At 60.6% G+C, this 12,686-nt stretch carries 10 protein-coding genes and 2 pseudogenes; 6 read left to right on the top strand and 6 right to left on the bottom strand.

All coding sequences use genetic code 11. From position 1 onward, the window contains the following. Window positions 1-59 precede the first annotated feature (59 nt). Window positions 60-3,362, bottom strand: coding sequence for a YhdP family protein (locus QPJ95_RS17020; RefSeq protein WP_270919551.1), 3,303 nt, complete (start codon window positions 3,360-3,362; stop codon window positions 60-62). A 176-nt stretch (window positions 3,363-3,538) separates the two neighbouring features. Between QPJ95_RS17020 and QPJ95_RS17015 the strand changes: the two genes are divergently transcribed. The 4 genes from QPJ95_RS17015 to QPJ95_RS17000 all read left to right on the top strand — a co-directional run bounded on the left by QPJ95_RS17015 (window position 3,539) and on the right by QPJ95_RS17000 (window position 7,253). Then, a complete protein-coding gene (locus tag QPJ95_RS17015) occupies window positions 3,539-4,003 on the top strand; it encodes a peroxiredoxin (protein WP_270919552.1) in 465 nt (154 codons plus the stop codon). A 330-nt stretch (window positions 4,004-4,333) separates the two neighbouring features. Further along, on the top strand, window positions 4,334-5,173 hold the full coding sequence (locus tag QPJ95_RS17010; protein ID WP_270919553.1) for a ferritin-like domain-containing protein: 840 nt from the start codon (window positions 4,334-4,336) through the stop codon (window positions 5,171-5,173). Window positions 5,174-5,410: 237 nt separating this feature from the next. Then, entirely contained in the window at window positions 5,411-6,742 is a 1,332-nt protein-coding gene (locus tag QPJ95_RS17005; RefSeq protein WP_270919554.1) for a M23 family metallopeptidase, read from the top strand. Continuing rightward, on the top strand, window positions 6,732-7,253 hold the full coding sequence (locus tag QPJ95_RS17000; protein WP_270919555.1) for a bactofilin family protein: 522 nt from the start codon (window positions 6,732-6,734) through the stop codon (window positions 7,251-7,253). The genes QPJ95_RS17005 and QPJ95_RS17000 overlap by 11 nt, the downstream gene beginning before the upstream one ends. A gap of 116 nt (window positions 7,254-7,369) precedes the next feature. Here the strand turns inward: QPJ95_RS17000 and QPJ95_RS16995 are convergent, their stop codons facing one another. The 3 genes from QPJ95_RS16995 to QPJ95_RS16985 all read right to left on the bottom strand — a co-directional run bounded on the left by QPJ95_RS16995 (window position 7,370) and on the right by QPJ95_RS16985 (window position 9,525). Next, complete coding sequence (locus tag QPJ95_RS16995; protein WP_270919556.1) at window positions 7,370-8,341, bottom strand: DUF3179 domain-containing protein; 972 nt, start codon at window positions 8,339-8,341, stop codon at window positions 7,370-7,372. A 136-nt stretch (window positions 8,342-8,477) separates the two neighbouring features. After that, window positions 8,478-9,026, bottom strand: coding sequence for a peptidylprolyl isomerase (locus QPJ95_RS16990; protein ID WP_270919557.1), 549 nt, complete (start codon window positions 9,024-9,026; stop codon window positions 8,478-8,480). Beyond that, window positions 9,019-9,525 (bottom strand): peptidylprolyl isomerase, encoded by a 507-nt coding sequence (locus tag QPJ95_RS16985; protein ID WP_270919558.1) that lies wholly within the window; start codon window positions 9,523-9,525, stop codon window positions 9,019-9,021. The genes QPJ95_RS16990 and QPJ95_RS16985 overlap by 8 nt, the downstream gene beginning before the upstream one ends. A 132-nt stretch (window positions 9,526-9,657) precedes the next feature. On the opposite strand from QPJ95_RS16985, the gene QPJ95_RS16980 reads away from it, so the two are divergent. Next, on the top strand, window positions 9,658-10,848 hold the full coding sequence (locus QPJ95_RS16980) for a phosphoglycerate kinase (RefSeq protein WP_270919559.1): 1,191 nt from the start codon (window positions 9,658-9,660) through the stop codon (window positions 10,846-10,848). A gap of 506 nt (window positions 10,849-11,354) precedes the next feature. On the opposite strand, the pseudogene QPJ95_RS16975 reads toward QPJ95_RS16980, so the two are convergent. After that, window positions 11,355-11,417 (bottom strand): annotated as a pseudogene (locus tag QPJ95_RS16975) (hypothetical protein); the annotation flags it as partial. 138 nt (window positions 11,418-11,555) lie between these two features. Between QPJ95_RS16975 and QPJ95_RS16970 the strand changes: the two are divergent. After that, window positions 11,556-11,927, top strand: a pseudogene (locus QPJ95_RS16970) (transposase); the annotation flags it as partial. A 348-nt stretch (window positions 11,928-12,275) separates the two neighbouring features. Here QPJ95_RS16970 and QPJ95_RS16965 read toward each other — a convergent pair. Continuing rightward, window positions 12,276-12,650, bottom strand: coding sequence for a cupin domain-containing protein (locus tag QPJ95_RS16965; protein ID WP_270919560.1), 375 nt, complete (start codon window positions 12,648-12,650; stop codon window positions 12,276-12,278). Window positions 12,651-12,686: the final 36 nt, after the last annotated feature.

The raw sequence follows: 12,686 nt of genomic DNA, 5'->3' as shown, positions 1-12,686 counted from the left end.
TATAGGATGTTCTCAGCCGCTTGGCCATATTTGATTGCCACTGAAGCCTAACGTGCGGCCTAACGGTCTTCGCTTGCACGTTGGGCTGGCGTCAAGCCGTCACCGGGTTCCGGTTGTGCGGGCTCAACCTGCCCCGGTATGGTTGGCGCCTGGCCGCGAAAAATCTCACGCAGCATCCCCGGTGCCAGCCCTGACAACGGGTTCACCTTGACCTGAGGCGCGTCCGCCGTGCCGCGCAGGGTAAAGGCAAAGCCGATCAACCCTTCTCCCTTGCGGGTGAAAACCCGGCCAATGGCATTCAGCATATAGATCGGCGACAGCACCCCGCGCATGTTCAGCACCCCGGTCAGCAGATCATAGTTGCCATCCATCGACAGCCCCATTGAGGGCCCCACCGCGCTGCTTTCATGCACCACCAGATGCGAGGCCCCAAGGCGGAACCGTGCATCGACCTCAGTGAACAGTATCCCCTGCCCGGTCAACTCATCGAACAGGCCCACCAGACTTATGGAATTGATCAAAGCGGCAATGGCCGGCGCGTCTTTGACCCGGATATTCTGCACCTTCAGGCGGCCATCATATTCACCTTGGGTGTTTGAGGGGGTCAGGGTCATATCAAAATCACCGCCCCGGCCATGATGCAAAACCCCCGCCGAGCGGAACACGCCGCCCGCATTGGCCGAACGGAGCCGGGTGGCCACACCGCCGCTTTTCGGCACCACCTGCCCCTGGATCACCGTCTGCCCATTCAAGGCGCCACTGAATTGGCCGTTGAAGCCGCCTTGGGTTGAGAAGTCTCCGCGAAACCCATGCAGCGCAAAGCTATCGGTCACCTGCAACCGGTCCAGCTTCAGGCTGATCGGGCCACTGCCGCCGCCGCCGCCCGTTGCCCCACTTGCGCCGGAAAACGGCATATGGCGCATATCCAGCACACCGCTGGTCACATTGACCGCAGGCCCGGCGTCGCCCCGTCCCACCAACTCAGCTGAACCGCGCAGCCAGTTGCCCACTGTCACCTCACTAAACCGGGCGCGATCCAGCCCGCCGCCGTCCTTGGTGCTGATCGTGCCTGCCACCGCCAGGCCCGGCGCGGTCAATGACAGCTGGTCCACCTGAGCAGTTTTGCCCAATTGCGCCGTGAGCTTTAGCTCCCCCGTGGCCGCAGCGCCCATCGACCAGCCCAGCGATGGGATGCGCAGCCCGGCGCCGGCCAGATCTGAGTGCAGCGACAGTATGGGCGCTGTCTCGGGGGCAAGATCGACCGAAAATGCCCCCCTTGCCTGACCGCTGATGGTGCCCGCCGGAAGCCCCAGATTGAACGCATCGACCGCAGCCTGCGACAGCTCCACCGTGCCCTCGACCCGGCTTGCCTTTGACACCCCTTTGCCAAGCGCCATCCGCCAAGACGCCGTGACCGGCACCCCGGACATCAAGCCATCGCCCTGGATCTCAACGCCATGATGATCGCCGCTCAGCTCCAGCCGCGGCGCTGTCAGATCATGCCCCGGCACCAGGACAGTGCTGCGCAACTGCTCAATCTGCCCCCGGTAATGATAGGTGATTTCTTCAACCGGAACTTTCTCTTTCAGTGGCAGCGACAGGGTTCCGGCCACCCGCACCAGCCCCGAGGCCAGATCCACCGGCAAATTGCTGTTCTTCAGCACCGATAACGGTGGCCGGTTCAACAGGGATAACACAGCCGTGACCGGCCCCGAGGCCACCACCCGGGCAATCCCCGGCCCGCCCTTCTTGACCGACATATCGGGGATAATGAACGAGGTGCCGGCGACATCGATCTCGCCGCCCTGATCCGCCGTCACCGTGCCTGCGGTCGCCATCGCCACCAGGCGCTTGCCATAGATGCTGAACTGGCCTGATGCATTGCGCAGCGGCGGCAGGTTCTTTTGAAACTGCACCACGCCATTCTCAAACCCAAGGTTAAGAGACACAAATGGCTTTTTGCCGCCCCGCCCGCGCAGCGCCAGATTGACATCCCGCGCAGTGCCCTGCCACAGGTTCTCGCGCACCCATTTGCGCGGTTTTGGAGGCGCCGCTTGCGGCCACAACTGCTTGACCCGCTCCACATCCACCTGGTCCACATGGCCGGTCAGATCATAGTCCCAGCCCTCGCCCCCGGCGCGCAATTCACCGCTGAGCAGAATAGTGCTGTCGCCATCCTCGATCAGCATCTCGCCCAGACGCAGTCGAAACGGGTTATACCCCACCTTGAGATCAGCACTCACCCCGGTCAGCTCCAGCGGCGCGTCATACATGTTTTTGGGATTCAGCCGCAGGTCGGAAAATTTCAACTGCCCGACCAGATCGGTCAGCTGGCCCGTCTCGACGCCGCTGAGATGCGCCTGCCCCACCATGGTCCCAGAGCCCCAGCCGCTGTTCACCGTCAATTCATCAAAGCTAAGGATCTGAGTTTCCGGCGCATAGGTGACATAAAGGCTGGCGCCCTGGAACGGGATCGGCAGGGTCTGGTCCGTCGGCTGCAAAACCCCGGTGCCGATCACCAGGCTGGAGGAAAACGGCAAAATCGCCCCGTCACTGCCGATGCCGCCGCGCAAGGATCCCGAGATCGGCGCCCGCAGCACCTGCAACCAGCCCAGTGCTGGGCTCTGCAAGGCGATATCCTCGCTGGCAACCTCACGGACCAAAATGCCAAACTCCGCCGCCGGGTCACCAATCACCGAGCTGTAACTGGCCTCGACCGTACTGGCATAATCACGGCCGCTCAGAACAGAGAAGCCGCCGGCAATTTCAAGATCCTGACTCTCGCGCCGTAACCGCATATGGCCGCCATCGAGGGTCCAGGCCCGGTCCTGCCGGAGGTCTTCATATTGCAGGGTCAGGGCCTCGGTCTCAATCTCAACCAAAGCCGCCAAGGCAGGCAGCATCAGCAGGCTGTCAAATTGCTCGATCAATTGCGGCAGCCCTGCCGCCTGGCGCAATGGCGCCTCGCCCCGGGACAGGCTCAGCGCCACCTCACCGCTTGCGTCTCGCCGCAGGGTGGCAAACAACCCGCTGATGCTGATCCGCTTGGGCTGCACCTGCCCCAACAGCAGCGGCCGCATCGCCAAGGAAACCTGTGCATCCGACAACTGCGCCATCACCGTGCCATCCGCCTGGCGCAGACTGACATCCCGCAGCCCCACTCTGGGCCGCCAGCCATGATTGACCACCATATAGATCTGGCCAAATTCGATCTGCATCCCGCCCAGGCTGCGCTCAATCCGCGCCTCAACCCGCAGGCGCAGCCATTCAGGCGCGTCGAACCGGCGGCCAAGACCAAAATAGATGGTGCCCGCCAGCACCGCGCAGAGCAGCGCCAAAGCCCAGCCCAACAGGCGCAACACCAGCCGACGCCGACGCCACCTGCCGCCTCCGCTACCGAATGCGGCAACAGTTGACCCTGCGGGATCTGGGTCTGGGCCCGGTATCTTCACGGCACGCGTAATCTTTGTTTTTCCTTTGCCTGTGGCCACCGATCTGTGGCAGCCAGCCCCCACAGTATTCCATGGAGACGTCAAAAATGCTCAACACCTCAGACCCGGCCCCCGATTTCACGCTGCCCCTGGCGCCAGATGGCGGCGAGGTTTCTCTGACAGACCTGCGAGGCAAAGCCATTGTGCTGTTTTTCTATCCCCGTGATAATACGCCGGGCTGCACCAAGGAATCCATCGGATTTTCCAATCAGTTGCAGGCTTTTGCCGAGGCCGGGGCACAGGTGTTCGGGATCTCCAAGGATAGTCTCAAAAAACATGACAATTTCATCGCCAAACACGGGCTGACCACGCCGCTGCTGTCTGACGCAGAGGGCACCACCTGCGAGGACTACGGCACCTGGAAAGAGAAAACCCTGTACGGCAAGACACACTGGGGCATTGAGCGGTCCAGCTTTCTGATCGACGCCGAGGGGCGCATTGCCCAGATCTGGCGAAAGGTCAAAGTCGATGGCCATGTGGATGAGGTTCTCGCCGCCGCCCAGGCCCTGTGACCTGACCCTGTGCGCTGACCCTGTGAGCTGACCCTGTGAGCTGACCCTGTGAGCTGACCCTGCGATCTGTCGCAACCGCGCCGCGCGCCAGCGCGGCGCCACCGCCAAGGCCGCCAGGGGTCAGCTCGGCTGATCCTGCGGCCGCGGCAGCTCCCGCCCGTCGCCGGGTTTTGTAAAAAAGCCCGCTCCCGTTGGGCCGGGCGCCGCGCAAAAGCGCGGCGCGGCCGTGGCGAAATCTGGGGCCAAATCTGGGGCGGTGGTCTGAGGCTGGATCTGGACAAAGCCCCCTAAATCAGGGCAAGCGGGGTTGGCAACCACCGGACATCAGCCATGACCCAGCCAAACCTCTCTCTTGCCGACCGCGCGACACAGGTGCTGAACACCGCAGACGGGGTTGAGAAAACCGCCCTGTCACGCCGCCATGCCGCCGATTGGCAGGCCTCCCGGGCCGGCACCCATGCGCCAATCGAGATCGGCACCGCCAAACCGCCCCTGCACCCGGCCCGGCCAGAGCATCCGGTCTTGCTCTCACCCCGGGATGTGCCCAAACGCAAGCCCGGAACCCCGGCCGGCCGGATCGCCCTGCTGCATGCCGTCGCCCATATCGAGCTCAACGCCGTTGATCTGCACTGGGATATCATTGCCCGATTTTCGCATGTGCCGATGCCGATGGGGTTCTTTGACGACTGGGTCAAGGCCGCCGACGAGGAATCCAAGCACTTCAATCTCATCTGCGATTGCCTTCATAGGCTGGACAGTCACTATGGCGCCCTGCCAGCCCACCATGGCATGTGGCGCGCCGCCGAAGACACCGCCGACGATCTGATGGGCCGGCTGGCGGTGGTCCCCATGGTGCTGGAGGCGCGCGGGCTCGACGTCACCCCCGGCATGATCGAGATCTTCCGCAAGGCCAAACTGCCGCAGGTCACTGAAACGCTGGACATCATCTATGCCGAGGAAGTCAGCCATGTGGCCTATGGCAGCAAATGGTTCCATTTCCTTTGTGGCCGCGAAGACTGCGACCCGAAAGAGACCTTTCACCGCCTGGTGCGACGCTATTTCCACAGCACGCTAAAGCCCCCCTTCAACGAGGAAAAGCGCGCCGAAGCCGGAATTCCACCGGATTTCTACTGGCCGCTGACAGAAGACTGGCCAATGACTGGTCGCTAACAGAAGATCCGGTTGGTCCTCGCCGCCGCGAGACAAAGGACTAGCCCGCCCCCGCCCGCACTGGCCTGCGCACTGTCGGCGGGTTGTTGCCCATGACTGCCGGTCGCCGCCCAGACAACGGCGCAATTGGTCAATAGACTTGCCCAATCTCTTGCGGCTGGCTATTCATTGGCGTCGAGGGGGCGGCCGCAGACAGGCAGCGGACCCTTTGTGTTGGGATGGAACAAGGATCAGCGCGTGCGCACACGTCTGGCTATAAAAATTCACGGCTTTCTGGAGCGGCGCTTCCCCGAACGGCGCGTTTTCCTGAAATCTGACACCGATACGCGCTTTATCCGGCTGCGGCCTGAAACCCAGTTGGTTGCGGTGGCCGGCACCTGCGTCATTGTCGCCTGGGGCATCGTCGCCACCGCCATTGTGCTGATGGACAGCATTGGCTCGGGCAATTTCCGCGAACAGGCCAAACGCGATCAGGAGACCTATCGTGAACGGTTGAACGCGCTCTCCATAGAACGCGATTCCCGGGCCGTCGAAGCGCTGGCCGCTCAGGACCGCTTCAATGCGGCACTGACCCAGATCTCGGTGATGCAATCTGAAATTCTGGCGTCGGAAACCCGTCGCCACGAGCTGGAAACCGGCATCGAAGTGATCCAGACCACGCTGCGCAAAACCATGCAGGACCGCAAGGCCGCCGTGGTGCAGCTGGCCCAACTGCAAGACCATAGTGACACAGACACTCAGGCCCAGGCCCAGGCCTCCGCAGCACCGGCGCAGATGGATTTTGTCGCAACGGTGCTGGCTGAAACCGCGCTTGAGCGCGATCAGATCCTGGCTGACGCCCAGACGGCCTTGGATGCCCGTGACGCGCTAGAGCTGGAAATCCGGCTGATGGATGACCGCAACGACCAGATTTTCCGCCAGCTCGAAGAGGCGATGGTGATTTCGGTTGAACCGCTCGACAAAATGTTCCGCTCGGCCGGAATGCCCACCGATCGTATCCTGGAACAGGTGCGGCGCGGATATAGCGGTCAGGGCGGTCCGCTTGACCCTTTTTCCCTGTCCACCCGCGGTGAAGAACCCACCGCGGATGAGATGCGCGCCAATCTTCTGCTCAATCAGATGGACCAGCTGAACCTCTATCGCATTGCTGCCCAACAGGCGCCCTTTGCCGCCCCGGTCAATCTGGGTGCGGTGCGGCAGAGCTCGGGCTACGGTTATCGCCGCGACCCCAAAACGGGCGGTCGTCGGCTGCACAAGGGATCAGATTTTGCCGGCCGTAGCGGCACCGACATATTCGCCACCGCCGATGGTGTTATCACCCATGCGGGCTGGCAATCCGGCTACGGCAAGCTGGTCACCATCCGCCATGCCTTTGGCATCGAAACACGATATGCCCATAACTCCAACATCCGCGTCCGCGTCGGCCAAAATGTCTCGCGCGGCGATCACATCAGTGATATGGGTAACACCGGACGGTCCACCGGGACCCACCTCCACTATGAGGTTAGGGTCAATGGAAACCCAGTTAACCCGATGATCTATATCAAGGCTGCACGCAATGTTTTCTAAAAGCAAAATCAACGAACCCAGCGCTAAAACCCCCGAAGCCAAACCGACATCCTCGGTTCCGTCTTCGACCCCTGCCGCGCCGGCACCAAGCGATTTCCGGGCCAGCGCCCCCAAGGCCAAACCGCCGGTCTCCATTTTGTCTTCTGACCTGCATGTGACTGGCAACATGAAGACCACGGGGGACATTCAGGTCGAAGGCACCGTCGATGGCGATATTCGCGCTCATCTGCTGACCATTGGCGAATCCGCCACCATCAAAGGCGAAGTGATCGCCGATGATGTGGTCATCAACGGCCGTATTGTTGGTCGGGTACGCGGTCTCAAGGTCCGCCTGACGGCCTCGGCGCGGGTTGAGGGTGACATCATCCACAAGACCATCGCCATCGAAAGCGGCGCCCACTTCGAAGGCTCTGTTCAACGTCAGGACGATCCGCTGAACCCCGGCCGCACGGCCCCTAAGACCGCCGCACCAGCCGCCGCCGCGCCGGCCGCCGCCAGGCCCAAGGGCTGACAGCGCCCGCGGATCTGACCATCCGGACCTCACATTCTAAAACGCCGCCGGAACTCTCCGACGGCGTTTTTTTAGGCAATCAACAGCCGATCCAACACGCGCAGGCACCAGCGCCCTCATTCGCCGCCCAGCATCCAACGCCCATCCGGCCAAAATGCGTGATAGGCAAAGGCAAACATCACGTCATGGGCCAGATCGCGCCCCCGCCGGTCCCGCACCCGGATTGACCCCACATCCCGGCCTTTGCCAATCTGTCCGCTATCCAGTGCCGAGGCCTGCCCGGCGCGCCAGGAGATCACCACCCCCCCCTCGCGCAGCTCACCCAGTTCAGCCAATCGCTGCAACGGCCAGGCGCGGGTACCGACCCGCACCACCCGCGCCAATGGCGAGATACCATGCGGCGGCATCTCGCCATTGTACAAGAACGGCCGCGCAGAACTGTCATAGCCCCGATACGGATTGCGCCCATAAGCGCGGTTATAGCCGGGCTCGGCCATCACCAGGCCATCAGGGTTGCGCTCAACAAACTCCTGCCAGCTTTCCATCCAGCTGGGCAGCGTCTTCAGCGTGACCCCGGTCATCTCGCCGACAATTCCCTGCCCGATCGCCTGCTGCCACCAGCTCTCGGTCTCGCGATCAAACATGATCATGTCCGAGTTACGCAGCTTGCCAGACACCCCAAACTCCAGCACCCCGGCCGCAGTGCGCCGATCGAAAGTCATCGCTGAATTACACAGAGGGCAAAACGTCACCGCCACCGGAACACCGCCAATACGGTCATTGACGATTTCATGCCAGGTCAGATACCGCAGCGGATAAGCCCGCGCCACCTGTCCGGTCATTTCAACGGTGATCACCGGCTCACGCGGACCAATGCCACGTTCTTTGCCAACCCGAATGAACTCGGGATTACTCAGCGCCGGAATGCCATCCCTGGGCGGTCCCCCCGATAGGATTTCAGCCCAATCGCGCACATTTGTTCTGGAGAAATCTGTATGCGGCCATTGCCGCTGCCACTGTTCAGGATCAGCCGCAACAAAGCTGCCCAGCCAAATCAGTGCTATACTCAAAATGGATCTGATTGCCATCCTACGCCCCCAGTCTCAGGGGTAGAATGCGCTGTTGCAGGGTAACACGCACCCAACAATGACGTGAGCAGCCGACGACCGTCGGCTGCTCACGATTTAAACGGCAGACCTTCCCCCAAAAGGAAGGCCGGGCAGTTTAGTCGGTCACAGTGACCGTTTTCATCACATCCGGCGCGCCAACAACCGAGCCATTCTGGCCCCGCCCCAGCTTGATCGCATTGACCACATCCATGCCTTCGGTGACCCGACCCACAACGGTATATTGCCCGTTCAGGAAGTGCCCGGCATCAAACATGATAAAGAACTGCGAGTTGGCACTGTTGGGGTTCTGGCTGCGTGCCATGCCGACAACGCCCGCATCAAACGGCAGATCCGAGAACTCGGCGTCGATATTGCCCAGATCAGATCCGCCGGTTCCGGCCCGGCTCATGTCCTGGCCCTCAAGACCATACTGCACGTCACCGGTCTGCGCCATAAAGCCATCAATAACACGGTGGAACACCACCCCGTCATATTTGCCGTCCGCCGCCAGCGCGGTGATCTGCGCCACATGCTTGGGTGCGACATCCTCCAGCAGGTCGATCACAACCTTACCGTTGGCACCTTCACCCGCAATGGTGATCTCAATGCCCGAGGCCAGCGCCGGGCTGGCCAACAGGGCAATCGCCGCTGCTAACTTAAGCATCCGCAGCCACCTTGACCGAGATCATCCGATCCGGATCGGTAGGTGGCTCACCGCGCACGATGGTATCCACGTGTTCCATGCCTTCAATTACCCGGCCATAGACCGTGTACTGGTTGTTCAGGAAATGGTTGTCGCCAAAGTTGATGAAAAACTGCGAGTTGGCGCTGTTCGGGTTGGCCGAACGGGCCGCACCAATGGTGCCACGGTCATGCGGCAGCTTGGAAAATTCGGCCGGCAGATCCGGCAGTTCAGACCCACCAGTGCCCGCACTGCGCAGGTTGAAACCCTCTTCCATGTTGCCATTGGCCACATCGCCGGTCTGCGCCATGAAACCGTCGATCACCCGGTGAAAGCAAACATTGTTATAAGCACCACTGCGGGTCAGCTCTTTCATCCGCTCGCAGTGTTGCGGCGCAACATCCGACAGCAGCTCGATAACAACATTGCCGCCTGTCAGCTCAATGATGATGGTGTTTTCTGGATCTTTGATCTCGGCCATTTGGCTCTCCTGACTTAACTGATTGCGCCGACAATTAATCTGCGCGCCGCCAATTGCCAAGGGGCATTGACCTCACAGCCAAAAGCCCTGACATAAACCACAGACTGACATAGGTTTTCAGAGGAGACACACATGGGCTGGAACACGCTGGACGATATGGAACTGGCAGGCAAAAAAGTGTTGCTGCGCGTTGATATCAACGTACCGATGGAAAACGGACAGGTCAGCGACGACAGCCGCATCCGCCGTGTAGTGCCCTCTGTCAGCGATATTCTGGCACAGGGCGGCACCCCGATCCTATTGGCGCATTTTGGCCGACCCAAGGGCCAGGTGGTGCCCGAGATGTCCCTGCTGCCACTGCAACCCGTGCTGGCGGAAGCCTTTGGCGCGCCGGTGGTCTTTTGCGCCGACTGCCGCGGCCCTGCCGCCCAGGCCGCCATTGCAGCCCTGCAACCCGGTCAGATTCTGCTGCTGGAAAACACCCGCTTCCATAGCGGCGAAGAAAGCAATGACCCGGCTCTGGCCGCCGAGATGGCGCAGCTTGGTGACATCTACTGCAACGATGCCTTCTCCGCCGCCCACCGCGCCCATGCCTCAACCGAAGGCCTGGCCCATTTGCTGCCCGCCTGTGCCGGCCGCCTGATGCAGGCCGAACTCTCGGCGCTTGAGCGCGCACTGGCTCAGCCCAAGCGGCCCCTGGTGGCCGTTGTCGGCGGTGCCAAAGTGTCGTCCAAACTGGACCTGCTCGGCAATCTGGTGGAAAAGGTGGATCACCTGGTGATCGGCGGCGGCATGGCCAATACCTTCCTCGCAGCCCAGGGCCACGCGGTTGGCAAATCCCTGTGCGAACATGAGTTGACCGACACTGCCCTCGCCATCATGGCCAAGGCCAAGACCACCGGCTGCCAGATCCTGCTGCCCAGCGACATCGTGGTGGCCCGCGAATTCAAAGCCGGTGCTGACAATGAAACCGTCGCCGCCGATGCCTGCCCGGCGGATGCGATGATCCTGGATGCCGGCCCCGCCACCGTCGCCGCCATGGCTGCCATATTGGCCACCGCCAAAACTCTGATCTGGAACGGTCCCATGGGCGCATTCGAGCTACCGCCCTTTGACGGTGCCACCACAGCCGCCGCTCAACAGGCCGCCGCACTGACCAAATCCGGCGACCTGATCAGCGTCGCAGGCGGAGGTGATACGGTTGCCGCCCTCAACCAGGCCAATGTCGCCGCTGATTTCAGCTATATTTCCACTGCAGGCGGTGCCTTTCTGGAATGGATGGAGGGCAAAACACTGCCCGGCGTTGCCGCCCTGAGCCGCTAACACTGGCCACCACCCCCGGCCAACTACACAGCCCACTGCCCCGGCTTCATCTGGCCCGGCTTCATCTGGCCCGGCTTCATCTGGTCCGGCTTCATCTGGCCCGGCTTCATCTGGCCCGGCTTCATCTGGCCTTAAATATCAACGCCAGCCCCAAAAAAAAACCATTGTGCGAAACCCCAGAAAGTCCGTACATCACAGTGCGATAAGCCGGGTTTGGCGCCAAATTTGAATCGGTGCAATCACCGGGGATAGTAGCAAGAATAGGTAGCAAGAACACGGTGGCGCAGCCCAGTGTAAAAAACCTATTGTCTCCTCGGGTTGGGTGTCCCGAAACCGAAGTCGAATGATTGGACATGAAAACCTCCTGTCGCTGGATTGAGAAGATCCCAATTCAACGACAGTCGCGCCCATCCACAAAATCAACGGTCCAAATGACTCGCTACCAGAGCAACAAGCGCCTCTACCGCAAGAGCGGTTTCGTCCTTGTCTGCAATCTGGCCACTGGCGCTGATCCCCAACCGTTCAGCAACTTCACTGACCGCGTACCCTCGCTCAACAACCTGCACCACAGCATCCCGTTTGAACTCGTCCGTAAACGCATTCCCTTACTTATGTACGTCTCTCCCTGGTTCCAAAATTACCAAGCAAAGCGTCGATAAATCTAGGGGCACCTCACTCTCATCGAATGCGATGCATTCGACTGTCGGGCAGTGGACAGTCAGGCGGTGGACGAGTTGCTGATGCGCGGCAACACCGCCTCCGGGGTCAGGGCAGATGCAGCTTACCGGTCGGAAGAAATCGAGGCGAAGCTCAGGGCAAGAGGACTGACCAGCCGCATCCATCGCAAGGGAAAACGAGGCAAGCCTTTGACCGAACAGGCAATGAAAAGCAACAGGACGAAATTCTCAGTTCGTGTCCGTGTCGAGCATGTGTTCGGCGCGCAGGCGAACGACATGGGTGGCACGCTGGTGCGAACCATCGGCCTGGCGCGGGCCAAGGCCAAAATCGGGATGAAAAACCTCGTCTACAACATCCGCCGACTTGGCCAGTTGCACCGCCTGAATCCGTTCCCGGCGTGAAAACACCAGGATGTGGGCGCGATCAGTACTACCAATGCCCGGTGAGGATCAGTGATCGTCACTGACCTCCTCAAATCCGGTGAGGCCGATGACCCAAAGCACCAAAACAAGCCCGTTACGCCCTCAGAAGGTCAATAAATCGAGTTGCCCCGTATATTGGGCTTGCTGTCGTGTAGGGGCGTCCACGCCAACACCAAAGACTAGCTTTGGGATCGAGGTTCCGAAAGATATGCTGGACGCCTTCTACGTGGCAATTATTAAGCACCGGCAGTTTACCAACGACCGCTGCGGGCTTCAATTACAAGAGGAAGTTCCCGGCAATCACATTGCAGGGATTTAAAACGCACTTTATCCTTCAAGTTGAACGACCATCAGGTGTGCTGGCGCGTCGCTTGCAACGGACATGGTATATGTCGAGCAATCTGTTTTTCTCAATCGCGCAACGCTCCCGGGCACCAGATCTTGGGTATCACCATCATCTGTGGAAATGCTCAACTTGCCAGATAGGCACACTACCATCTGGTCGATATCAGTAGATCGCGTCTCGCTGGAAAATCCAGGGGCCAACTCGATGAAAACCAGTAGTTTACAGTTCTCATGTGCCGACATTCTGGGCATTCCTTCAATCAAAGCATGGTCCCCAGATCTGAATTTGACCAATGCTTTATCAAACTGCGGAAGCCCATCTTCCCCTGTCAGAATTTCCAGAATGCTTAAGTCCAATGTTTCTCTCCCTAAATAAGAACCACACGGTTGGCG

Origin of the sequence: Parasedimentitalea psychrophila, from assembly GCF_030285785.1 — a bacterium.
Lineage (GTDB): Bacteria > Pseudomonadota > Alphaproteobacteria > Rhodobacterales > Rhodobacteraceae > Parasedimentitalea > Parasedimentitalea psychrophila.
The sequence above is the reverse complement of the archived record's forward strand: the minus strand, read 5'-3'. Positions and strand labels throughout refer to the sequence as shown.